This is a genomic window from Caballeronia udeis (assembly GCF_001544555.2).
GTDB classification, from domain to species: domain Bacteria; phylum Pseudomonadota; class Gammaproteobacteria; order Burkholderiales; family Burkholderiaceae; genus Caballeronia; species Caballeronia udeis.
In genome coordinates, this window is the sequence record NZ_FCOK02000013.1 from 122,199 (window position 1) to 146,420 (window position 24,222).

Below are 24,222 nucleotides of genomic sequence, written 5' to 3' on the forward strand. Positions count from 1 at the left end.
GCGGGAAGCCGTCAATCTGATTGCCGGTGCTGCCGTAGTCGGCGGGGGATTCGATATGTAGTTGATAGGGCGCCGCCGACTCCGCGACACGGGCGATGTACTCGGCGATCTTCGCCGTGCCGCTGGCAAGCCGGCATCTAGCCGATCAGGGTGCGCGGATCATCAAGGCCGAACGCCGGGACGGCGGCGATTTCGCGCGTCATTGGATCAAGCGAAGCCTATCGGAACGGGCGTACGTGTCCTGTTAAAAAACGAAATTTGCGCGTTTAGAATGCGCGGTTGTTGAATGCGTTTGGGGACGCTGCGCGGCCGCGTGGCACCAGCGGCAGGCCGATTCTGCATGCGACTTTTCCCTTAATCCCCTTCGGTTTCCTTAAGCACTGCCGTCGCCGCTTCGCAAGCGCCGCGCAATTGCTCGCGCATCAGGTCTTGAACGCGTTTATCGCCGGTGGAGATCGCGTCCTTGATCTTCACGGCCTGTTCAAACGATGCAAGCATGCGCCCGCCGCGTGCCATCGCAATCCGTCGCAATCGACGCACGGGGCCCATCAGGCTCGCGTGCGTTGCGTTAAGCGTGCGGTTGTCGGCGAGGGTCATCACGATCGAATAAAAACGGTCGAGTGCGTCGACATAAGCCGCAGGGTCATTAGCGGCTACGTTGGCGCGCATCTCGCCTATTACGTCTTCCAACTGAGCGCGCCCGAGCATCGTGATGTTCTCTGCACAAAGCTGGACGGCGAGGCACTCGAGCGCGGCTCGCACTGTGTAGATCTCCGCGACATCACGCAGCGTCACCGACCGGACGAACGCGCCCACACGCGCCACCACCGTCACCAGACCCTCGCGTTCAAGCTGCGCGAACGCTTCACGCATGGGTGTGCGGCTGACGTACAGTTGCTTTGCGACCTGCACCTCCGACAGCCGGCTTCCCGGCGCCAGCACGCCTTCCACGATCGCTTCCCGCAACGCCGGGACCACCACGCCGTCGCTCAGTGAGTCGCTGGAGGCGTCGACCATGCGCATCTTCGAGTGATATTTGCGTCCGATCGTTTCGAGCGCGGGCGCTGGTGCATCGATGAGAGTTTCCGCTTGAGCGCTTGTCGTCGCCGAGGCCATTGACTTTCCGTTATCCAGTGAATACGCTGTATACAGCTTATACAGATCATTATACAACAGGAGGCTGCTTGGATTACGCGCGCTTGCCGGACCCGGTCTTGATCGATCGATCGGGAGAAATTCTGACCTTTACCCTGAACAATGCCGACGCCGGGAATGAAGTCACCGCGGCGATGTTCGACGCCATGATCGCCGCGCTGCGCAGCGAAGCGACCATGCCCACGGCGCGCGTGCTGCGCATCCGCGGACGCGGCGAAGTGTTCTGCACGGGGCGCGAGCGCGCCGGCACGGACGCGGTGTCCATTCATCGTGAAGTATCGCGGCTGATCGAGCTTAAGCGGCTGCTGCGTGCATCTTCGATGATCACGATTGCCGAAGTGCAGGGCAACGCATTCGGCTTCGGCTTTGGCCTCGCGATCCTGTGCGACTTCACGCTGGTATCGAGCAGTGCGAAGCTTGCCTTTCCCGAGATGCGCCACGGCCTGCCGCCCGCTGCGATCATGGCCTACCTTGGCCGATACACATTGCCCAAGCAGGTGTTTCCGATGGTTCTTTTCGGCGATGCAATTACGCCCGAGGTAGCATTGAGCGCCGGTCTTGTGACCCGTGTTTGTGCGCCCGATGCGTTGCAAGCCGAAGCCGATGCACTCGCGGATCGAATCCTCGCACTTGACGATGCCGGGGCGCGCCAGTGCAAGTCATTCTTCCAGACGGCTGAGGAAAGCTCGCTAGAGCACAACTTCCGATGTGCGACGGAAACGCTGACGGTCTCGGCGTTGCGACTGATGGCACTGAAGTAATCGGTGATGCATGACGACAAACCCACGAAGGTTTGCAGGAGACGGAAATGAATGTGAATGCAGGCGCACGTCTGGACCGGCTTCCGGTATCGGGCTTCCACAAGCGCATCATGTGGCTGATCGGAATTGGCATGTTTTTCGATGGCTTCGATATCTACGTAGCCTCGACGGTCCTCGGCGCCACGTTGCAAAGCGGCTTTTCGACGCTCGGTCAGAATGCGCTGTTTGTGTCGCTGACGTTCCTCGGGATGATGCTCGGCTCGCTGGCCACTGGTTTCCTCGGCGATCGTTTCGGCCGTCGCTTTACATATCAGACCAACCTCATGATCTTCGGCATCGCGTCGCTGGGCGCCGCGATGGCGCCGAACATGCTGATCCTGATCGCGTTCCGGTTTGTGATGGGCCTCGGGCTTGGCGCGGAGAACGTCGTTGGATATTCCACGCTCACCGAGTTCGCGCCGCCTGCGTCGCGCGGCAAGATGCAGGGGCTGATGGCCGTATTCGTCGTCTCGGGATTGCCGGTAGCGGGATTGATCGGACTCTTTCTGATTCCCGCGATGGGCTGGCGAGCAATGTTCGTTCTCGGTGGAATTGGCGCAATTGGTGTCTGGTATGCGCGCAAGTCGTTGCCGGAATCGCCACGCTGGCTTGAGTCGGTAGGTCGTCATCAGGATGCCGAATCAATTATTTCGAAGATCGAGAGCGAGGTAAAGGCCGAACACGGTGGTACGTTGCCAACGCCGTCGCCCAAGCCCCCGGTTGCGCCATCGCGTGCGCTTGGCTCACTCTTCACGGGCGCAATGTTGCCGCGCATGATCGTCGGGTGCGTGACGCTGGTGGTGATCAATACCTTGTTATACGGCTTCGTGACCTGGTTGCCGACCTTCTTTGTGCATCAAGGATTCAGCATCGCGAAGTCGTTTGGCTACGCGCTCGTGATGTCGCTCGGTGCGCCTATCGGCTCGGGCATCGGTGCGCTGACGGCGGATAGATGGGGCCGCAAGCCAACCATCATCGGCGCGTCGATCCTCGCCATTATCTTCGGCGCGATCTATCCGTTTGTGAGCAACCCGGTCATGTTGCCGGTCGTCGGCTTGCTGCTGGTGATACCTATTTATGTGCTGGTCGCCTTGCTGTTCGCGATCTACGTGCCTGAGCTGTTTCCGACCGAAGTGCGCCTGCGCGCATCGGGTATCTGCAATACGCTCGGTCGAGGCGCGACGATCGTCACACCGTTCATCGTGGTGGCGCTCTTTGGACATTACGGCGTGGTCGGCGTGCTTGCGTTGATGATCGGCTTGCTGGCAGTTCAAATTGTGGTGGTGGCATGGCTTGGCGTCGAGCCGACCGGCCAGCGCCTGGAAGACATTCAGCCGACGGACGCGCCCGCGAGTCTCGATATCGGCGCTGATACGCGGGTTTCCCCGCTCAAGTAAATACGGAGAAAGCAAGATGGATGCAGTGAACAAGCAGTTCCTGAGCGCGCAGTTGTTTATTGACGGGAAGTTCGTCGATGCCGCGTCCGGCGAGACCATGGACATCATCAATCCGGCCGACGGCTCTGCGATCGGGACGCTGTCGAAGGCATCGGCGGGGGATGTGGGCCGTGCCGTGCAATGCGCGCACGACGCGTTCGAAAGCGGCGTATGGCGCGACATGCCGTTCCAGCAACGAGCTCGCGTGCTGAACCGTTTCGCCGATCTGTTTGAAGCGGACCTGGAGAATTTCTACAAGCTGGAGACGCTGAACAATGGTCGGCCGATCGTTGAGACGCGCGCGCAGATTTCGCGCTTGCCGCAGTTTTATCGATACTTCGCGGCGCTTGCACTCACGCGCCGTAGCGACGTGATCCCGATCGAAGGGCCGTATCTCTGCTACACGCAGCGTGTGCCGCTTGGCGTGTGCGCGCTGATGACGTCGTTCAATCACCCGTTGATGATTTTGTCGAAGAGCCTCGCGCCGGCGCTCGCAACCGGCAATAGCGTCGTGATCAAAGCGTCGGAACAGACACCGCTCACCACGGTGCGGCTGGTCGCGTTATTACAGCAGGCGGGTGTTCCGGACGGCGTGGTGAACGTGATCAACGGCGAGGGCAAGGAGGCGGGTGCTGCGCTAGCGCGTCATCCGCTGATCGCCAAGGTCGTGTTCACCGGCGGTACGGAAGTAGGGCGCTCGATAGGCGAGGCCGCTGCGCAAACTTTCGCGCTGACAACGCTCGAACTGGGTGGTAAGGGCGCTGTGATCCTGTTCGACGACATGGACATCGATCGCGCGGTGAACGGCGCGGCATTCGCGGCGTTTATCGGCGCGGGGCAAACCTGCGTGTGCGGTGCGCGTCTGCTTGTGCATGAGTCCATCTACGAGAAATTTCTCGAGAAATTCCGCGCCAAGGTCGAGGCAATTCGCGTGGGCAATCCCGCCGATCTCAACACGCAACTGGGCCCGGTGATCTCCGAGCGTTCGCGTACGCGCATCCTGGGCATGCTGGAACGGGGCATCGCGGACGGTGCGAAGCTGCTCGCGGGCGGCGGTATCCCGCCGCATCTGAATGAGGGCTTTTATCTGCAGCCTACAGCGTTCTACGATGTCGATCCGAAATCGGAATTGGGGCAGAGCGAGGTGTTTGGTCCCGTCACCGTGATCATGCCGTTCAAGGGCGAAGCGGACGCGCTGCGCATTGCCAACGACACGCAATTCGGCCTCGCGGCTTCTGTCTGGACAACAGACGTGGCGCGTGCGCATCGCGTGGCGAGCAAGCTGGTGTTCGGGATGGTCTGGATCAACGATCACCATCGGCTGGATCCGGCTTCGCCGTGGGGCGGCTTCAAGAACAGCGGCGTAGGACGGGAAACCGGAATCGAATCCTTCGATCAGTTCAGCGAGCCGCGCGCGGTGACTGTCAACACCAGCGGCACCACGGTCGACTGGTACGCCGACGATGGTCAACCGAAGCGACTCAACTAAGCAGCTGCGGCAGGGCGCTCAACCGGTATTGTTATTTGCCGCGCGTTATCTTTGTACCCTACATGGAGCCCAAGCCAGACAACGACACCTGGCAGGATACCGCCCGACAGTATCGAAAATGCGAATCACCGAGCCTTTTCCTTCCGCGCGTCGCGAATCACGCAGCGGGGCGCCAGTGGTCCGGATCGCGTTTGTTGGTGACGCCCACGCGCGCGACCAAGGGCTTGTGCCCAAGTGACTTCGCGTCCTTGATCGCCTGCTCTTGGGTTTTATGGGTGGTCACCAATTCAGTATCTAGACCGTTGGATCAGTGAGCAAAATCGGGACGAGCGCGCTGCATAAAATCCATCTGCCGGAAGACGAAATATCGAGGGAACCTCACGCGCTCAGCGGCAGCGACGGAGATGGGGTGTTGGTTGGCAGGAACCCGTCCACCTCGCCGTGCACGCGCAGCCCTCGGTGCTCTGCCCACGACGCTCCGATTTTTGTCGGCATATCATACAAGTCGATTTCCAACTTTTTGTCCGGGCGCGCGCACGATCTTTTTTCACACAGAGGGTCGTGCCGCCCGCGGCTCCGGCTTATGACACCCCGTAACATCGCCTCATTAGCGCTTTGGCTTGTATCGGGCACGCGATGACTTCAAGAGACAGCGACAACGCCCTCGAGAAAATAGCGGCCGTCACCGAACCGCTCAAGATCGCCTTTTTTCTCGTTCCCGATTTCCCGATGCTGACGTTCGCAGCTGCGCTCGATCCGCTGCGGCAGGCGAACCGGATTGCCGGTCGTTCGCTCTATAAATGGATTTTCATGTCCATCGACGGCACCCCGGTCCTCTCGAGCGCGGGCGTGCCCATGCCGATCGATCACGCGATCGGCGACAGCCCCAAATGCGATCTCGTCATCGTCTGCGCGGGCTTGAATCACACGAAGGCCTACAAGCCCGCTGTGTTCCGGTGGCTGCGCGACCTGCAAAGCCGCGGCTGCGTGCTCGGCGGGATCTGCGCGGGACCGTTCGTGCTGGCCAAGGCGGGGCTGCTCGACGGCCGGCGCTGCGCCGTGCACTGGGAGCTCCTCGCGGCGTTCCAGGAAGAATTTCCGCGCTGCATCGGCACGAATGAAATCTTCGCCGTGGACGGTCTTTTCATCACGTCCTCAGGCGGCACGGTGACGCTCGACATGATGCTGTACATCATCGCCGCGAGCAAAGGGCGCGATCTCGCCGCCGCGATCTCGGACCAGTTCAATCACCCCGAGATCCGCCAGCAGGATTCGTCGCAGCGCATGCCCGCGCAAGCACGCTTTGGCATCCGCAACGCCAAGCTCGTCGAGATCATCAAGGAGATGGAGACGAGCATCCAGAATCCCGTCGACCTCCAGGTGCTCGCGCGCCGCGTGCAGTTGTCCACGCGCCAGATCGAGCGCCTGTTCGTCGAGCATCTTGGCAAGACGCCCTCGGCGTTCTACGCGGGGCTGCGCATGGCGCGCGCCCGCGACCTGATCCTGCAGACCGACCTGCCGATTCCCGACGTAGCGCAGATCTGCGGCTACATGTCGGCGTCGCGCTTTGGGCGCATCTATCGCGCGCACTACGGCATGACGCCGCGCGAAGTGCGTCTTGGCGGCGTCGTGCAACGCGGCTGACCGACAAGTCGCTTGCCGTCTCATTACAAACATTGACGCGCACGGCGGGGTTGGAACGTCATTCATACCGATGTCGCTTTTTGTTGCTGGAATGTCGCATTTGCATTTGTTTTGAAAAATTGAACCGCCTTAATCTTCGTTCAGCCGTTCAACGCCTAGCCTGTTGCCCCTTCCCGGAGAAACGTAGTGTCCAAGGATTCGCAATGTTCCGAGCATCCGCATATCCCCGTCCTCGTCGAGGAACTGAAGACCGGCGTGATCTCGCGCCGCCACTTCCTCAGGACCGCGACCTTGCTCGGCTTGTCCGCCGTCGCCGCCTACACGCTGTCAGGCGTTGCCAATCCGTTCATCGGTGAGGCAGAAGCGGCCGACGCCCTGCCCAAGGGCGGCCATCTGCGCATTGGCATGCGCTGCATGGAGATCAAGAGCCCGCATCAGGCCGATTTCGCCGAACGCTCGAACGTGATCCGTCAGGTCTGCGAATTCCTGACTTTCACCGGCAACGACAACATCACGCGTCCGTACCTGCTCGAGCGCTGGGAAGTCAGCGACGACCTCAAGACCTGGACGCTGCATATCAGGAAGGGCGTGAAGTGGCACAACGGCCGCGCGCTCACCGCCGACGATGTGGTCTGGAACCTGAAACGCGTATGCGATCCGGCCGTGGGTTCGTCCACGCTCGGCTTGTTTACCGGCTATCTGGTGCAGGAATACGACACCGGCGAGAAAGACGCGAGCGGCAAGCCCAAGAAATCGAGCCGTCTATGGTCCGACAAGGCGATCGAAAAGGTCGACGACTCGACCGTGCGCCTGAACGCCTTCGCACCGCAAATCGCGGTGCCGGAACACCTGTTCCACTACGCGATGTTCATCATCGACCCGGCGGAAAAGGGTGTGTTCGGGCCCGGTTCGAACGGCACGGGTCCGTTCGAACTGACGGAATTCACCGTCGGCAAGGGGGCGAAATACAAGGCCCGCAAGGACTACTGGGGCACCGGCCCGTATCTCGACAGCTTCGAATTCATCGATCTCGGCGACAACCCGGGCGCATCGATTTCGGCCATGGCCTCGAAGCAGGTGGACGGGCTTTCCGAAGCCGACGCCGTGCAGGTCAACGCGATGAAGCGCCTGCCACACGTCCAACCGTATGGCGTGCTGACTTCGCAGACGGGCGTGGCGCGCATGCGCGTCGACCACAAGATTCTCGGCGACAAGCGCGTGCGCCAGGCCATGCGTCTTGCCATCGACCGTCAGAAGATCATCACCACCTCGCTGTTGGGCGCGGGCATTCCCGCCGAGGATCATCACGTGGCGCCCGTTCATCCTGAGTACGCGGCGTTGCCGAAGTACGGCCGTGACATCGGCAAGGCGAAGAAGCTGCTGGCGGAAGCAGGCTATCCGAACGGCTTCGAGATCGACATGGTGACGCGGCCCGACCCCATCTGGGAACTGAACACGGTGCAGGCGCTGGCCGAGCAGTTCAAGGATATCGGCGTGAAGGTGAACATCAAGCCGCTGCCGAGCGCGCAGTACTGGGAAGTGTGGACCAAGGTGCCGTTCAGCCTGACGGGCTGGGGACACCGGCCGCTCGGCATCATGACGCTCGCGCTTGCGTACCGCTCGAACGCCGCGTGGAACGAGTCCGGCTATTCAAATCCGGAATTCGACGCGCTGCTTGACCAGGCCGACGGTATTCTCGATCCGAAGAAGCGCAGCATCGTGATGGCGAAGATCGAGGCGCTGATGCAGGACGACGGCCCGCTCGTGCAGCCGTTCTGGCGGACCTTCTCGACGGTGATGGACAAGAAGGTGAAGGGATTTTCCGTACATCCGTCGCAGTACATCTTCGCCAACCAGTACGCGGTAACCGCCTGATCTTTGTTGCCGGCGCGCTACGGCCCTCGCGGTCGTGGCCGTCACGTTTCAATCCAGTTTCACGTTGTGGGTTGCCGGATACATGGCTTCATTCCTCGCCAAACGCCTGACCCTCATGATCGTCACGATGCTGTGCGCGTCGTTCGTCGTGTTTGCGGTCTCCGAATTCGCGCCGGGTAGCGTCGCACGCCGCACGCTCGGGCCTTACGCCACCCAGCAGCAAGTCGATCTGCTCTCCGAACGAATGCACGCGAACGATCCACTGCCGTTGCGCTACGAGCACTGGCTCGGCGTGCTGGTCGGCGCAATTCCTGATCCGCTGGACAATCCCGCCAACGGCCTGAACTTCACCGATCCGCGCGGCGCGCGGTACTTCGGCAACTTCGGCTATTCGACGCTTTACAAACTGCCCGTCAACGACGTCATGTGGACGCGGCTCGGACATACCGCCGTGCTGGCCGGCATTGCGTTCGCCCTGATCGTGCCGCTCTCCATGCTGTTCGGCATCCTCTCGGGCCTGAAGGAGGGCGGGGTGCTCGACCGAAGTCTGTCGGTGATCTGCATCACCTTCACGTCGATTCCCGAGTTCGCCTCGGGCGTGTTCCTCGTCACGCTCTTCGTGATCCTGTGGCCCATCTTCCCCGGCACGAGCCCACTCGACACCAACGGCGGAGGCGGCTGGTCGATCGCCTCGCAGATGGTGCTGCCGGTCGCCGTGCTCGTGCTGTATGACTTCGGCTATGTCGCGCGGATGATCCGCGTCTCGATGATCGGCGTGATGGAGAAGCCGTACATCCGCACGGCCATCCTGAAGGGCCTGAGCCGGCGCCAGGTGATTCTCGGCCACGCGCTGCGCAACGCGATGATTGCGCCGTTCACGGTCCTGCTGCTGCAACTTAACTTCCTGATCAGCGGCGTGGTGGTGACCGAAATGGTGTTCGCCTATCCCGGCTTTGGTCGCATGCTGCTCGATGCCAGCATGTTCGGCGACATCGCCACGCTTGAAGCGGCTACGCTCGTCACGGTGTTCGTCGCGGTCGTCACGCAGTTTCTAGGCGACCTCGGCTACATGCTGCTCAATCCCCGCATCCGGGTGAGGTAACCCATGTCATCCGTCGAACCCAACGCTATTCCGCTTGCCGTCCGCACGGCCGCCGCTCCGCGACGCGCCTGGACCAGGCTGTTCCGCTCGCGCACTGCCGTGATCGGTCTCTCGTTGATTCTCCTCTGGGTGGTTCTGGCCGCGCTCGCGCCGATCCTGCCCTTGCCGTCGCCGACCGCGCAGGACGCGATGGCCATGGCTGACCCGACACCGTCCGCGGGCCACTGGCTCGGGACGGACATCCTCGGGCGCGACATCCTCGCGCGGCTGATCTTCGGCGCGCGGACGGTGCTGGTGGTCGCGCCTTTGTCGGTGGCTGTGGCGATGGTCGCGGGCATCGCCCTCGGCATGCTGGCCGGTTACTTCGGCGGCTGGATCGAGGCGCTCGTCGATCGCTTCTCTGACCTCGTGCTCGCGTTCCCGGTGCTGATCCTCTACGTCATCCTGATCGCGAACGTGGGAGCGTCGGTGCTCAACATCGTGATCGCGACGACGATCGCGTCCGCGCCGGGTATCGGGCGCATCGTGCGCGGACTGGTGCTCGACTTAAAGCAGCAGGAGTATGTGGCGGCCGCCCGGCTGCGCGCCGAGAGCACCTTCTACATCATGGTGTTCGAATTGCTGCCGAACTGCCGCGGCCCGCTTCTCGTCGACGCGTGCCTGCGCATTGGCTACACGATCATCACCATCGGCATCCTGGGCTTTCTCGGGCTCGGCCTGCCGCCGCCCAATCCCGACTGGGGCGGCATGGTGCGCGAAACCACCACGGTCATCAACGTCTGGCCGCTGATGTCGATCGCGCCGTCGGTGGCGATCGTGAGCCTCGTGCTTGGCTTCAACCTGCTCGCCGACGGCATGCGGGAGGCCTGGAAACCATGAACGCGATGATCGAAAGCTCCATGCTTGAAAGAAGCACCGCGAGCGCCCCTCCGCTCCTGGATATCCGCGACCTGCGCATCGAATATCGCGGCCGCGGTGAATCGGTCGTGGCCGTGCCCGGCGTGTCGCTGCAGGTCGGCGCGGGCGAAAGCTATGGGCTCGTGGGCGAATCGGGCTGCGGCAAGACCACGACCGCCATGGCTATCATGGGCTACTTGGGCGGCACGGGCCGCATCACGAACGGCAGCATCCGTTTTGAAGGGCAGGAGCTGGTGGGCGCAACGGCTGAGCAGTTGCGGGCGATTCGCGGCCGTCGTGTCGCGATGGTCTACCAGGAACCGATGAGCGCGCTCAACCCGGTCAAGACGATCGGCGCGCAGCTCGCGGAAGTGCCGCGGCGGCATCTGGGCGCATCGCGTGCCGAAGCGCGCGAACTCTCGGCGACCATGCTCGAGAACGTCAAGCTGCCCGATCCGCTTGCGATGCTCAAGCGCTATCCGCATCAGTTGTCGGGCGGCCAGCAGCAGCGCATCGTGATCGCGATGGCCTTGCTCGCGCGCCCGGCATTACTGCTGCTCGACGAGCCGACCACCGGCCTCGACGTCACGGTTGAAGCCGCCATCCTCGATCTCATCGCGGATCTGCGCAAGCAGTACGGCACGAGCCTCCTGTACATCTCGCACAACCTCGGGCTGATCGCGAGCGCATGCGACCGGGTCGGCATCATGTATTCGGGCGAGATGATCGAGGAGGCGAGCACGGCGGCGCTCTTCAGCCAGCCGCGCCATCCCTACACGCAAGGGCTGCTGGACTGCATTCCCGCCATCGGCAGCGCGAAGGGCATGCGTGCGCTCGCGCCGATTCCCGGCCATCTGCCGTTGCCGCAAGAGCGACCGAAGGGCTGCTGGTTCGGCCCGCGCTGCGCGCATTTCGATCAATCCACCTGCGCGGGAGATTCGATCCCGCTGCTCCCGGTCGGCGACGACCGACATCAGGTGCGTTGCGCACGCTGGCAGGAGATCGTTGCACCGCCCGCCGCCGTGGCGGCCGGGCCGACGGCGCCCCCCGGGCGCGCCACGGCCCTCGCGATCGCCAATGTCTCGAAGCAATATCCGCTCGCTGGTTCGCGCCGTGTCGTGCAGGCCAACGAGCAGGTCTCGTTCGAGGTAGGCAAGGGCGAGATCATGGGGCTCGTCGGCGAATCGGGCTGCGGCAAGTCGAGCCTTGCACGCATGGTGGCCGGGCTCGAGGAAGCGACGTCGGGTTCGATCCGCTTCGAGGACGATGAACTCGCGCATGCCCCGGCGAACAAGCGCGCGAAGGACATGCTCAAGTCGATCCAGATGGTGTTCCAGAATCCCGACAGCACGCTCAATCCGTCGCATTCGGTCGCCTGGCCGATCCGGCGTGCGCTCAGGAAATTCGGCGGCTTCGCCAGCAAGGCCGCGATAGACAAGCGCCTGAACGAGTTGCTCGATCTCGTGAGGTTGCCGCCCGAGGTCGCGCAACGCCGCCCTGCACAACTCTCGGGTGGACAGAAGCAGCGCATCGCGATAGCGCGGGCATTCGCCACGAATCCGTCGCTGATCGTCGCCGACGAACCGGTCTCCGCGCTCGACGTCTCCGTGCAGGCGGCCGTCGTCACGCTGCTGCTCGACATCCAGAAGGAGCAGCACACCACGCTGCTTTTCATCAGCCACGACCTTGCGCTGGTGCGGCACGTGGCCGACCGGATCGTGGTGATGTACCTCGGCCGGGTCATGGAGAAGGGTTTAGCCGAGGAAATCTTCACTCCGCCCTACCATCCGTACACCGAAGCATTGCTCTCGGCGGTGCACAGCCCGGACGCGTCGGCCAGGCAGCAGGAGCGTATCCGGCTGACCGGCGAAACCCCCAGTCCGATCGACGTCCCGCCGGGGTGCCGCTTCGCGTCGCGTTGTCACCGCAAGCTTGGCGATATCTGCGATACCGTCGCGCCGCCTGTGCGGCAGGCGTCGGCCACGCACCAGATTGCGTGTCACATCAGTCTCGAGAACCTGCGCGCCATGCGGCCGGTATTTGAAAAGGCGCTTCCCGAAGCGCACACGTCATGAACAAGCCCCAAGTATTCGACCTGGTGATTCGCGGCGGCACGGTGGTCCTGCCCGAGGGTCCCGCGCACATCGACATCGGCGTGCACGACGGCCGCATCGCCGCGCTCGGCGCCGGCCTGGCGGCGGGACGCGTGGAGCTGCCAGCAAGCGGACGTATCGTGTTGCCGGGCGGGGTGGACGCGCATTGCCACATGGACCAGCAGCCCTGGGAAGGCCGCGCCACCGCCGACGATTTTCGCAGCGGCACGCTGTCCGCGTTGTGCGGCGGCACGACCACCGTCATCCCGTTCGCGATGCAGATGCGCGGCCAGTCGCTCGCGGACGTGGTCGCCGACTATCACGAGCGCGCCCGCCCGAAGGCGTATATCGACTACACCTTCCACCTGATCGTTGGCGACCCGACGCCCGAATTGCTGCGCGAAGAACTGCCGCGGCTGATCGCGGAAGGCTGTACCTCGGTGAAGATCTACCTGACCTACGAAGGTCTGAAGCTCGACGACTACGAAGTGCTCGAAGTGCTGAATGTCGCCCGTCAGGAAGGCGCGATGGTCATGGTTCACGCCGAAAACGACGCCTGCATCCGCTGGCTCACCGAGCATTTCCTCAAGGCGCGCAAGACGCATCTGCGCTATCACGTGATGTCGCATCCGGCCATCGGCGACCGCGAGGCGACCTTTCGCGCGATCAGTCTCGCCGAGGTGATCGAGACGCCGATCCTCATCTGCCATGTGTCGGCAGCGGGCGCGGTCGAGGAGATCCGCCGCGCCAAGGCGCGCGGGCTGCCGGTGTATGCGGAGACCTGTCCGCAGTATCTGTTTCTGTCGGCGGAGGACATCGATACGCCCGATCTCTCCGGCGCGATGTGCGTCTGCACGCCGCCACCACGGCCGCGCGAGAACCAACCCGCAATGTGGCGCGGCCTGCTCGATTCGACGCTCGAAGTGTTCTCGTCCGACCACTCGCCGTGGAACTACACGGACAAGATTTCCGGCGGACCCGACACACCTTTCACGCGCATTCCCAACGGCGTGCCGGGCATCGAGACACGTCTGCCGCTGCTGTTCTCAGCCGCGGTGAACGGCGGGCGCATGTCGCTTTCGAAATTCGCCGAACTCACCGCAACCACGCCCGCGCGCCTCTATGGACTCTATCCGGAGAAGGGTGTGATCGCCGTGGGCTCGGACGCGGATCTCGCGCTCTGGGACGCCGAGCGTGAAGTGACGATCACGAACGCCATGCTGCACCACGCGACCGATCACACGCCGTACGAAGGCATGACCGTACGCGGATGGCCTGTTACGACGATCTCGCGCGGCGAGATCGTCTGGGACGAGGGCGAGGTGAGGTCGGAGGCGGGGCGCGGGCGCTTTATCGCCGCCAAGCGGCCGTTCACACCGCAGCCCGGGTTGCCTCCGGTACTCGAATCATGAGCGCGGCCGGCATGCGGCTCGAAGGACACGTGGTGCTGATCAGCGGCGCGGTCAGCGACATCGGCGTGGCGATTGCCGCGCGTTGCGTAGCCGAAGGCGCCAGGGTGCTGTGCGCGGATCTTGATATCGACGCCGCCATGCTGGCCGCGAAGCAGCTCGGCCCGACGGCGCTCGGCGTGCAATGCGACGTGACGAATATCGGCTCCGCCCGAGAAGCAGTCGATCTGGCGCGCACGCGCTACGGCCGGCTCGACGGCTATGTGCACAACGCCGCGGCGCCGTGGCACGACGGCTCGGTGGTGGACCTCGCGCCCGAGCACTGGCACCAGGAAGTGGACGCGACGCTGACGGGCGCTTTCCTGATGAGCAAGTTCGTCGTGCCGCTGATGAGCGAAACGGGCGGCTCGATCGTCTTGGTGGCGTCGCAACTGGGTCATGTCGCGGCGAGCCGGTCGGTAGCGTACTGCGCGGCAAAGGCGGGGCTGATCCATCTTGCGCGCTTGTTGGCAGTCGATCATGCCGACGCAGGCATACGGGCGAATAGCTTGTCGCCGGGCGCGGTGCGCACCGGACGGCTCGTGAAGTCGTGGGGCGACCTGGATGCCGCGGAAGCGGCGCTCGGACCCGCGCATCTGCTCGGGCGAATCGGCCGGCCCGACGAGATCGCGGGGAGCACGGCGTTCCTGCTGTCCGCCGATGCATCGTTCATCACTGGCACCGACCTGCTGGTCGACGGCGGTTATACCGCTCGCTGATTTATCGCACTGCACTTCAGGAATTTCGATGACCTTACTGATTACCGGCGGCACCGGCTTCGTGATGAGCGTGGTTGCCCGCGAATGGCTCGAACGCCATCCGGAGCGTCGCGCCGTGATTCTCGACCGCGCGGGACTCGATGCCACCGCCGCTGCCTACTTCGAGCCCGTGCGCGAGCGCCTGAGTCTGATTCAAGGCGATGTCCGCGACTCTTCCAACTGGTCCGCCGAACTCGATCGTCATGAGATCACGGAAGTCGTGCATGGCGCGACCGTCACGCCGATCTCGCGCGGAAGCGCCGAGGAGGCGCGTGTGCAACCGGAGGCGCTGATGCCGGCGAAGATCGTGGAAGTGAATCTGATGGGCACGGTACAACTTCTCGAATGGGCGCGGCAAAGCAAACAGGTGCGGCGTTTCGTCTATGTCAGTTCGGGGTCCGTGTACCGGCATCATGGGCCGGACTGGTCCCGCGAAGCCTTGCCCGAGGACGGCTACGTCGCGCCGCTCACGCTCTATGGCATCTCCAAGTTCGCCGCCGAGATGGTGGTGAACCGCTATGCCGATCTGTTCGGTCTGTCGGCTGCATCCGTGCGGCTTTCGTCCATCTACGGTCCCATGGACCGCGCCACCGAAAGCCGCCACTTTCGCCACGTGCCGAACCGCGTCGCACAGATGGCGCTCGACGGCGTCGTGATCCGCCCCAACAACCTCGAACCCATCGGCGACTACCTGCATTCCGTTGACGCCGCCCGCGCCATCCTCGCGCTCGCCCAAGCGCCGCAGCTTCGCTACCGGCACTACAACGTGGCAAGCGGCGTGGCGGTGAGCATCGGCGAGATCATTGGCTGGGCGTCTGAGAAGGTGCCGGGCGTGCGCTACGAAGTGAGCACGGCCGACACGGCCAACGTCGTCCAGGATCCGAACCTGAACGGCGGCATGTGGGGCGCCTACGACATCGCCCGCCTCGAACGGGACACCGACTGGCGGCCGCGTCCGGTGCGCGAAGCATTTCACGACTACATGGACTGGCTTGCGCTAAACCGCTAACTAGCCGCTCCTGAACTACGATGGCCTTATCAAACATGACAAACACGCAGACACCCGGACCCGCGCGGGACTTAATCGGCTACGGCCGCACGCCGCCATTCGTGGTCTGGTCCAATGGCGCGAAAGTCGCGATCAACCTCGTGCTGGTCTACGAGGAAGGCTCCGAATACTCGTGGCTCGAGGACAACGGCCGCAACGACAACTGGGGTGAGTACAACCTCACGTCGAGCCCGCCGGTGCGCGACCTCGGCACGGAGACGCACTTCGAGTACGGCAGCCGCGCTGGCGTCTGGCGGCTCGCGCGCCTCTTCGACCGCTACGACGTGCCGGTGACCGTTTCGGCATGCGCCGTCGCGCTGAAGCTCAATCTGGAAGTGGCGGTATGGATGAACGCACGTGGCCACGACCTGCTTGGCCATGGTCTGCGCTGGTCCGATTACTCGGAGATGAGCCGCGACGAGGAACGCAAACAACTGCACGAAGCCATCGACATGTACACCGCGGTTCTCGGCACGCGTCCGCTCGGCTGGAACTGCCGCTCGTTTCCGAGCGTGAACACGCGCGAGCTGATCATCGAGGAGGGCGGTTTCCTCTACTACTCGGACCCCTGCAACGACGACATCCCGTACTTCATCGACCATGCGAGCGGCAGGCTGCTGGTCGTGCCTTACTCGAAGACGCTCAACGACAGCCGCTACCTGATCGCGCCCGGCTACAGCAATCCGCGCGATTTCGCGGCGGACTGCTGCGCGGCGATCGACTACGTGATCGGCGAAGCCGACGAGGCAGGCGGCAAGATGCTGACCATCGCGGTGCATGCGCGCTGGAGCGGCCAGCCCAACCGGGCATCGGGTTTGCGCGACGTGCTGGAACACGTGAAGCAACTGAAGGGCGCCGCGGCGTTTATGCGGCGCGAGGACATTGCCCGGCATTGGCTCGCGCATCACGAATCGTTTGGCGCGAGGGCATGAAGGTGATTTCGAACAAGCAGTGGCCGGTAGTCAGGGTAGTCAGGAGAACGCAATGACCGGCGCGCAGATCGTGGCAAGAATCCTCAAGCAGCAGGGCATGAAGCACATCATCGGGTTTCCGAGCAGCGATCTGTTCGATGCCGCCGCCGAACTCGATATTCCGCCTGTCATCGCACGTACGCAGCGGGTGGCGGTGAACTTGGCCGAAGGCCATGCGCGGACCACCGCAGGCCGCGACCTGACCGTCGTGACGGTTCAGTACGGGCCAGGCGCGGAAAGCGCGTTCGGCGGCATCGCGCAGGCCTACAACGACCGTGCGCCGATCCTGTTCCTGCCGACCGGCTATCCGCGCGGCTCGGAGGCGGTCGCGCCCAACTTCGAATCGCGCCGCAATTTCCAGCACGTGACGAAGTGGTGCGAATCGGCGATGCGCATCGAGGACCTGCCGCAGTTGCTGCACAGCGCGATCTCGCGCGTGCGCAACGGTCCGCCCGCTCCGGTGCTGCTGGAATTGCCGGTGGACCTTCTGGCCGAATCGTATGAGCCGGACCCGTGCGTCTATCGCGACGTGCGCCGCGCGCAGCCGCAAGCCGATGCCCGCGAGATCGACGAGATCGTGACCACGCTGCTCTCAGCCGAATATCCGGTGATTCTCGCGGGGCAGGGCGTGCTGAATGCCCAGGCATCGCTCGAACTGACCGAGCTCGCGGAACTCGTCAACGTGCCGGTGGCGACCACGCCGAACGCGAAGAGCGCGTTCCCGGAGCGGCATCCGTTTTCGCTCGGCACGGCGGGGCGCGCGCGGCCCGCCACGGTCGACCGCTTCATCGAGCGTGCCGACGTGATACTTGCGCTCGGCACGAGCCTCACGCGTTCGTATTACATCCTGCCGATTCCGGACGGCAAGACGCTGATGCAGGTGAGCATCGACGAAGCTGATCTCGGCAAGGACTATCCGATCGCGCTCGGCGTGATCGGTGATTGCAAGTCCGTGCTGCGGCAGATCATCGAACGCGTAAAGCAGGATCCGGCGCTGCAGCGCCGGCGCGCCGAACCCGGCCATGCACTGAGGCATGAGATCGCCACCGTGCGCCGCGAATTCATGGACAAGTGGATGCCGTTCCTGCATTCGGACAGCACGCCGATCTCGCCGTATCGCGTGGTGTGGGAAGTGATGCAGGCCCTCGATCGCGAGCGCTCCATCGTTACGCACGACGCCGGCAATCCACGTGACCAGTTTAGCCCGTTCTACGACGCCGCCACCTCCGGCAGCTATCTCGGCTGGGGCAAGACGACGCAGCTCGGCAGCAGTCTCGGCTTCGCGCTCGGCGCCAAGCTGGCGCGACCCGAGGCGACGGTCGTGAACATCATGGGCGAGGCGGCGTTCGGGATGGTCGGCATGGACTTCGAAACAGCCGTGCGCTGCAGCCTGCCAATCCTCACGATCGTGATGCGCAACCACGTGCTGGGCGGTTATGCGGCGAGCATGCCGGTGGCGTCGAGGAAGTATCGGGCGAACCAGATGTCGGGGGAATACGCGCCGATCGCGCGCGCGCTCGGCGGCCATGGCGAATGCGTGATCGACCCGGCGCAATTGCGCGCCGCGTTGCTGCGGTGTCTTGCCACCGTGCAGGACGGCCACGCGGCGCTGCTCGAAGTCGTGACGCACGAGGAAGGGCGGCTAGCGGGTCTGAGCTGATTGCATTTCAACGGGAGAGTGACGATGTTCGATCTGCTGCTGCGCGGCGGAACCGTGATCAACGCGACGGGAGCGCTGCGCGCCGACCTCGGCGTGATGGGTGGTCGCGTGGCCGCTTTGCTCGCGCCGGGCGAACCTGCCGCCGCGCGTGCGGAGCATCGGGTGGGTGGATGTTATCTGCTGCCGGGTCTCGTCGATGCCCATGTGCACCTGCGCGAGCCGGGTCTGACGCACAAGGAGGACTTCACGTCGGGCACGCGCGCGGCGGCGGCGGGTGGCGTGACGACCCTGCTCGACATGCCCACCGACGAACCGTGGACCAGCACCGCCCGCGAACTGCGGGACAAGATGCGCTCGGCCGCGGGGCGCCTGCATGTCGACGTCGGCTTCCAGGTGGCGCTGCGGCATGATCTTGCGGACCTCGAATCGACTCGTGCATTGAATCCCGTATCGTTCGAAGTCTTCACTGCAGACGTGCCCGCCGCGTTCCTTCACGAGACACAAAGCGACCTCGTGCGGGCCTTGAAGGCGCTTGCTCCGCTCGGCATACTCGCCTGTGTCTCGCCGGGAGACCAGTCCATCCTCAACGCGGCCATGGGCGACGGTAGTATCGCGGCGTTTCTTGCGAGCCGTCCGCCGCTTGCCGAGGCGAGCGGCATCGCGCGGGCTGTGCTCGCCGCAGCCGACACCGGCGCACGCGTGCATGTGCGGCAAACCAATTCGGCGCTCGGCATCGATACATGGCGGCGCCTGCGCGATCTCGCCGACGTCAGCATCGAAACCACACCGCAGTGCCTGTTCTTCACCGCTGCGGACTACGCGCAGCACGGCGCGAACCTGAAGGCGTCTCCGCCGATGCGCGAGCGCGCCGACGTCGAAGCCATGCGCGCCGCCATGCGCGATGGCCTGATCGACATCATCGCGACCGATCACGCGCCGCATGCGCGCGAAGAGAAGGCCGCGCATTACGATGCCTTTGCGGACGTGCCGGGCGGCATGCCGGGCGTGCAGACGCTGCTTGCCACGATGCTGCATTTCGTTGCGACCGGCGATATCGATCTGCCCGCGCTGGTGAGGATGTGCTCGGCGAATCCGGCACAACGCTTCGGGCTCGGCGAGCGCAAGGGCGCGCTCATGCCCGGGCGCGACGCCGACATCCTGGTCCTCGATCCCGCGCAAACCACGCGGATCACCAACGCCGGCCAGCTCTCGCGCGCGGCCTACACGCCATTCGACGGCATGCAGGTTCAGGGCCGACTGACAGCCGTGTATCTGCGCGGCGTGCAGGTCGACGACATGAAACCAGCGGGACAAGTCATCGGAGATGAAGCACATGGGCATGCTTGAAAACAGGGTGGCCATCGTCACGGGCGCGAGTTCAGGACTCGGCCGCGCCATCGCGATCCGCTATGCGAGTGAAGGCGCAAGCGTGGTGCTGGCCGATTTGCGCGACGCGCCGATCGAGGGCGGTGCAAGCACGCAGGAGCTGATCGAGGCGGCGGGCGGCAATGTGTTGGCCTTGCAGGCCGACGTTTCGCAATGGGCCGATGTCGACCGGCTGGTCACGACGGCCGTCGAACGCTTTGGGCGGCTCGACATCATGGTGAACAACGCGGCGACCTATACCGGCACGAACCTGCTCGAAAGCACCGAAGAGCAATGGGAGCGCGTGCTGCGCGTGAATCTCTCGGGCATGTTCTTCGGTTGCAAGCGCGCCGTGCAGCAGATGCTCACGCAGGAGCCGGTGAACGAAGTGCGCGGACGCATCGTGAACATCTCCTCGCAGCACGGCATGGTCGCGTCGCCCGGTGATTTTCCTTACGGCGTGAGCAAGGGCGGCACGGTGCAACTGACGCGCCAGATCTCCGTGGAGCATGCACGCGACCTGATCGTCTGCAACGCGGTCGCGCCCGGCAAGATCGTCACCGGCAAGCCTGGCGCTGCTAACGATCCGCAAGCGCTTGATTACTCGCAGAGGCGCACACCGTGGCCGCGTCTCGGCCGTCCCGAGGACGTGGCGGGCGCCGCACTTTTTCTGGCGAGCGATATGGCCACGTTTGTCACCGGCGTCAACCTCATGGTCGACGGCGGATGGATGGCGGGCTAGCCGCCCGCAACCTTGTTCCCGTACGAGCCACCGCCATGAACCAACTCTCCGCCATGCGCATGTTCGCGAAGGTCGCCGAATCGCTGAGTTTCGCGATTGCCGCGAAGCAACTGCACGTGTCGACTGCGATGGTGACGCGCGGCGTCGCCACGCTCGAGGCGCACCTGAACATCCGGCTGCTGAACCGCACCACCCGGCAGGTGTCGCTCACCGAGGCGGGTCATGAGTACTGGCAGGGATGCAAGGAGGTGCTCAAGCAGCTCGACATGCTGGAAGCGAACGTCTCGTCAGCGACGCGCGAGTCAGCCGGCTCCCTGAAGATCGCCGCGCACGAGTCGTTCGCCGCCACGGATCTCAGCGAGATGGTCGCGGCCTACCATGCGGAAGAGCCGCGCGTGAATTTCGAATTGACGGTGTTCGAGTCCACGCGGGACCTGGTGGTGGGTAACTACGACCTCTGCTTTACCGCAGAGCGCCGGCTGCGCGATTCGACGCTGGTATGCCGCTCGCTCACGCTGTTCCGCGACGTGATCGTGGGGTCGCCCGCTTATCTTTCGCGGCGCGACCCGCCGCAAATGCCGCAGGAACTGACGGATCACGACGTGCTCGTGTCCTCTGATATCCCCGCGCGCTACTGGGAATTCTGCGACGCCTACGGTTCGCACCGCGTGCCGCTGCGCCCGATCGTCAGTTCGTCGAATCTTCTCGTGGTGAAACGGGCGGCGAAGTCGGGAATCGGCATCGCGCGGCTGCCGGCCTCGCTGATCGAGAAGGAGTTGCGGGAAGGTACGCTCCAGCCGCTATTGCAGGCGTTCGAGCTCGAGAACAACGAACGCACCGTATGGATGCTGTATTCGGGGCATCGCTACATGACGCAGCGCGTGCGCGGCTTTGTGGACTTCGTCGCCGACCGCTACCGGCACACGGCCTTGGCGCCAACGGCCTTCGACATGATTTCCGCCGCGCATTTCGGCCGCGTAGTCCATGCGGGGATCGAGAGTTCCCAGAACTGAGCACTTGACTCGAACGCTGGCCGATTCTTGAAGAATCGGAATCCTAATTTTTTCGCCAGCTTGATGCAGTACTTTTTTCACCTCAACTATCGCTGGTTGCAAGACCGGCAAGACAGGACACGTCATGGATTTGGGTATTGGCAACAAAACGGCGCTGGTAACGGGCGCTGGCGGCGGTCTCGGCCGGGCAATCGCCATCGCGCTCGCGCGCGAAGGCGTCAAAGTGGCACTCGCGGACATCAACGCCGCCGCCCTCGATGCCGCGGCAGAGGCGATACGGGAAACGGGAGCGGATGTGCTGGCGCTGGAATGGGATATCGGCGACCTGTCTTTCGTCGATGCCCGGATCGGCGCGATCGAAGCACGCTTTGGCAGCGTCGACATCCTGGTCAACAACACAGGTGGACCGCCGCCCACGCCGGCATCCGGCCAGCCCGTCGAGCTTTGGGAAAAGCATTTCCGCTCGATGGTGATGTCGGTGATTGCGATCACCGACCGAGTCCTTCCCGGCATGCGCGCCAAGCAATGGGGGCGCGTGGTGACGAGCGCCTCATCGGGCGTGGTCGCGCCCATTGCCGGACTGGCCATCTCGAACGCGCTGCGCATGTCGCTCGTCGGATGGTCAAAAACGCTTGCGCGCGAAGTCGGCCGGGATGGAATCACGGCGAACGTGGTCGTGCCCGGCCGCATCGGAACGGACCGGATACGCTTTCTCGATGAGGCGAAAGCGAAACGGGAAGGGCGCACCGTGGAGTCCGTTTCGGGCGAAAGCACCGCGTCGATCGCGATGGGGCGATATGGCGAGCCGGAGGAATATGCCAATGCGGTCGTGTTCCTCGCCAGCGCGAACGCGTCTTATACGACCGGGTCCATCATGCGGGTGGATGGCGGGTTGATAGCGAGCGTCTGACAGCGGGCTTCGGAGGTGCGATCTGATTTCGTGGCAAGAATTTGCATCAGTAATCCTATGTAATTATTTTTATCCGCTCCACTCGACTCCGCTCTTCGAGTGGAGCGGATACAACAGATTTCAGGCAATTCTGTATTTCAAATCAGCAGTATTTCGTCAACTTTAATGTTTACTCCATTGCACATGAACAAATTCCGGTGGAAGAACGTTTTCCCATCAATTCACGCATTTTATTGACAAGAGGATCGACCGAAATGAAGCAAAAACTCAAACAGGTACTCTTCGCGCTCACCGCGACGAGCACAATCACGATGCCACTTCATGCCATGGCGCAAAGCAGCGTGACGCTCTACGGCACCATCGACGAAGGCATTCTGTTCACCAACAACGTGAAGGGCAAGCATAACGTGGAGCTGGTCGCAGGCGAGGATTCCGGAGACCGCTGGGGACTGAAGGGCTCCGAAGACCTGGGCGGCGGCCTCAAGACGATATTCCAGTTGGAAAACGGCTTCAATCTGAACAACGGCACCCTGGGCAACGGTGGCCGTGAGTTCGGCCGCCAGGCTTACGTGGGCCTGCAGTCCAACACGCTCGGCACGCTCACGGTCGGCCGCCAATATGACCCGCTGGTGGATCTGCTGGGGCCTCTGACCGCGAACGGAAACTGGGCGGGGAGCTTGCTCTCGCACGTGTATGACAACGACAACACCGACAACTCGATTCGCGTGAGTAACGCGATCAAGTTCGCCAGCAACAAGTACGCGGGCTTCTCGTTCGAAGGTATGTACGCGTTCAGCAACGCGGCCGGCGGTTTCGCGGACAACCGTCTTTACGGTCTTTCGGCGCAGTACGCCGCAGGTCCGGTCACAATCGTGGGCGCTTACCTGCAAGTCAATGGCGGGGCGAATACCAACCCGAACGGCGCAGTGTCCTCCGCCGACACAGACTTTTCCGCAGCCCGCAATCAGATCTACGGAGCCGGCATCAACTATGCGCTGGGTTCTTCAACCGTCCTCGGCTTTGTCTACACCCACACGAACCTGAAGGATGTCACCGGTAGCGAGTACTTCGGCAACCTGACGAATTCAGCCAGTTCGCTGAAGTTCGACAACTTCGAGGTGAACGCAAAATACCAGTTCATGCCAAACATTTTTGCGGGCCTGATGTATACGTACACGACCTCCAAGTTTGTCAGCACGGCAGGTAACTCCAAACCGCGGTGGGGTAATGTAGGCGGCATGGTCGACTACAGCTTGTCGAAGACCACTGACGTATACCTCCAGTTGGCCTGGCAACACGCATCGCACGGCAGTGCCGTGGCCGCTCCGCTCAACCAGGCGGTTCTCGTCGGGACCGACGCGCCGTCCTCGACGGCGAATCAGACTGCAGCGCTTCTCTCGTTCCGTCATATGTTCTAAGCCGGAGAATTGGAGCGAAGAACGTAGCGTAGCTCATAGCGCGCCATGGCGAAAAATCAGGCCATTTTCTTGCGATGTGCCATACCGCGCTGCGTAGCGCGGCGAAGATCTTATGAGTACCTGTACGCCAACCCGCCGAACCCAGCCTCACGGTGCGTCGGTGGTCGACCTTGGCCATCGGCGCGCGGATGGTATGAATTTGAAAGCCTGAACGGGTAACGTTGCGAGTGACGCAGTTCAGCCCACTTATGCAAAACGCGAACAAGGGAAACCAATGTCCTACCGCACGACAATCGTCAGTACCATCGTCGCCATGGCATGCGCAAGCACCGCAGCGCTGGCTCAGGCTCCCGCGGCCAAGGTCACCCGTATCCGCGGCGACATTGTCTCGCTGAAAG

21 protein-coding genes and 1 pseudogene are annotated in these 24,222 nt (G+C 63.3%); 19 read left to right on the forward strand and 3 right to left on the reverse strand.

Annotated elements, in window-relative coordinates; genetic code table 11:
- Positions 1–37: 37 nt before the first annotated feature.
- A pseudogene (locus AWB69_RS50765) lies at positions 38–109 on the reverse strand (hypothetical protein); the annotation flags it as partial.
- Here AWB69_RS50765 and AWB69_RS47630 point away from each other — a divergent pair.
- Complete coding sequence (locus AWB69_RS47630; protein ID WP_156528824.1) at positions 96–248, forward strand: CoA transferase; 153 nt, start codon at positions 96–98, stop codon at positions 246–248. The pseudogene AWB69_RS50765 and the gene AWB69_RS47630 sit on opposite strands and share 14 nt — an antisense overlap.
- A 106-nt stretch (positions 249–354) precedes the next feature.
- Here AWB69_RS47630 and AWB69_RS12440 read toward each other — a convergent pair whose 3' ends face one another.
- Positions 355–1,116, reverse strand: a complete 762-nt coding sequence (locus tag AWB69_RS12440) for a GntR family transcriptional regulator (RefSeq protein ID WP_062085195.1) — start codon at positions 1,114–1,116, stop codon at positions 355–357.
- Between the two features lie 68 nt (positions 1,117–1,184).
- Between AWB69_RS12440 and AWB69_RS12445 the strand changes: the two genes are divergently transcribed.
- Genes AWB69_RS12445 through AWB69_RS12455 form a run of 3 tightly spaced genes read left to right on the forward strand, consistent with a single transcriptional unit; the run spans position 1,185 to position 4,880 of the window.
- On the forward strand, positions 1,185–1,916 hold the full coding sequence (locus tag AWB69_RS12445; RefSeq protein ID WP_062085196.1) for an enoyl-CoA hydratase/isomerase family protein: 732 nt from the start codon (positions 1,185–1,187) through the stop codon (positions 1,914–1,916).
- 47 nt (positions 1,917–1,963) lie between these two features.
- Entirely contained in the window at positions 1,964–3,352 is a 1,389-nt protein-coding gene (locus AWB69_RS12450; RefSeq protein ID WP_062085197.1) for an MFS transporter, read from the forward strand.
- A 16-nt stretch (positions 3,353–3,368) separates the two neighbouring features.
- Positions 3,369–4,880: an aldehyde dehydrogenase gene (locus AWB69_RS12455; RefSeq protein WP_062085198.1), complete on the forward strand. Its 1,512-nt coding sequence runs from the start codon at positions 3,369–3,371 to the stop codon at positions 4,878–4,880.
- Positions 4,881–5,037: 157 nt separating this feature from the next.
- Here the strand turns inward: AWB69_RS12455 and AWB69_RS50315 are convergent, their stop codons facing one another.
- Positions 5,038–5,163, reverse strand: a complete 126-nt coding sequence (locus tag AWB69_RS50315) for a hypothetical protein (RefSeq protein ID WP_269447477.1) — start codon at positions 5,161–5,163, stop codon at positions 5,038–5,040.
- Positions 5,164–5,516: 353 nt separating this feature from the next.
- Here AWB69_RS50315 and AWB69_RS12460 point away from each other — a divergent pair, with 353 nt between their 5' ends.
- From AWB69_RS12460 to AWB69_RS12530, 15 genes are all read left to right on the forward strand, one after another.
- The gene (locus AWB69_RS12460) at positions 5,517–6,524 is read left to right on the forward strand and encodes a GlxA family transcriptional regulator (RefSeq protein ID WP_062085199.1); all 1,008 of its coding nucleotides are present in this window, start codon (positions 5,517–5,519) and stop codon (positions 6,522–6,524) included.
- A 186-nt stretch (positions 6,525–6,710) separates the two neighbouring features.
- Positions 6,711–8,399 carry an ABC transporter substrate-binding protein gene (locus tag AWB69_RS12465; protein WP_062085200.1) on the forward strand — a complete coding sequence of 563 codons (1,689 nt, stop codon included), beginning with the start codon at positions 6,711–6,713 and terminating at the stop codon, positions 8,397–8,399.
- Positions 8,400–8,481: 82 nt separating this feature from the next.
- Positions 8,482–9,501 carry an ABC transporter permease gene (locus AWB69_RS12470; protein ID WP_062085230.1) on the forward strand — a complete coding sequence of 340 codons (1,020 nt, stop codon included), beginning with the start codon at positions 8,482–8,484 and terminating at the stop codon, positions 9,499–9,501.
- A 3-nt stretch (positions 9,502–9,504) separates the two neighbouring features.
- Positions 9,505–10,380, forward strand: coding sequence for an ABC transporter permease (locus tag AWB69_RS12475; RefSeq protein ID WP_062085201.1), 876 nt, complete (start codon positions 9,505–9,507; stop codon positions 10,378–10,380).
- A complete protein-coding gene (locus tag AWB69_RS12480) occupies positions 10,377–12,473 on the forward strand; it encodes a dipeptide ABC transporter ATP-binding protein (RefSeq protein ID WP_062085202.1) in 2,097 nt (698 codons plus the stop codon). Before AWB69_RS12475 ends, AWB69_RS12480 begins: the two co-directional genes overlap by 4 nt.
- A complete protein-coding gene (gene hydA, locus AWB69_RS12485) occupies positions 12,470–13,903 on the forward strand; it encodes a dihydropyrimidinase (protein ID WP_062085203.1) in 1,434 nt (477 codons plus the stop codon). The genes AWB69_RS12480 and hydA overlap by 4 nt, the downstream gene beginning before the upstream one ends.
- Positions 13,900–14,658, forward strand: coding sequence for an SDR family NAD(P)-dependent oxidoreductase (locus tag AWB69_RS12490; protein WP_075643902.1), 759 nt, complete (start codon positions 13,900–13,902; stop codon positions 14,656–14,658). The genes hydA and AWB69_RS12490 overlap by 4 nt, the downstream gene beginning before the upstream one ends.
- Positions 14,659–14,686: 28 nt before the next feature.
- Positions 14,687–15,706 carry an NAD-dependent epimerase/dehydratase family protein gene (locus AWB69_RS12495; protein ID WP_062085204.1) on the forward strand — a complete coding sequence of 340 codons (1,020 nt, stop codon included), beginning with the start codon at positions 14,687–14,689 and terminating at the stop codon, positions 15,704–15,706.
- A 35-nt stretch (positions 15,707–15,741) separates the two neighbouring features.
- Positions 15,742–16,677 carry a polysaccharide deacetylase family protein gene (locus AWB69_RS12500; protein ID WP_062085232.1) on the forward strand — a complete coding sequence of 312 codons (936 nt, stop codon included), beginning with the start codon at positions 15,742–15,744 and terminating at the stop codon, positions 16,675–16,677.
- A 19-nt stretch (positions 16,678–16,696) separates the two neighbouring features.
- Positions 16,697–18,376, forward strand: coding sequence for a thiamine pyrophosphate-requiring protein (locus AWB69_RS12505; protein WP_269447478.1), 1,680 nt, complete (start codon positions 16,697–16,699; stop codon positions 18,374–18,376).
- A gap of 24 nt (positions 18,377–18,400) precedes the next feature.
- The gene (locus tag AWB69_RS12510; protein ID WP_062085206.1) at positions 18,401–19,723 is read left to right on the forward strand and encodes a dihydroorotase; all 1,323 of its coding nucleotides are present in this window, start codon (positions 18,401–18,403) and stop codon (positions 19,721–19,723) included.
- On the forward strand, positions 19,710–20,483 hold the full coding sequence (locus AWB69_RS12515; protein WP_062085207.1) for an SDR family NAD(P)-dependent oxidoreductase: 774 nt from the start codon (positions 19,710–19,712) through the stop codon (positions 20,481–20,483). Before AWB69_RS12510 ends, AWB69_RS12515 begins: the two co-directional genes overlap by 14 nt.
- A gap of 35 nt (positions 20,484–20,518) precedes the next feature.
- On the forward strand, positions 20,519–21,496 hold the full coding sequence (locus tag AWB69_RS12520) for a LysR family transcriptional regulator (RefSeq protein ID WP_062085208.1): 978 nt from the start codon (positions 20,519–20,521) through the stop codon (positions 21,494–21,496).
- Between the two features lie 124 nt (positions 21,497–21,620).
- A complete protein-coding gene (locus AWB69_RS12525) occupies positions 21,621–22,406 on the forward strand; it encodes an SDR family oxidoreductase (RefSeq protein ID WP_062085209.1) in 786 nt (261 codons plus the stop codon).
- Between the two features lie 254 nt (positions 22,407–22,660).
- The gene (locus AWB69_RS12530) at positions 22,661–23,824 is read left to right on the forward strand and encodes a porin (RefSeq protein ID WP_062085210.1); all 1,164 of its coding nucleotides are present in this window, start codon (positions 22,661–22,663) and stop codon (positions 23,822–23,824) included.
- The last annotated feature ends 398 nt before the right edge of the window (positions 23,825–24,222 follow it).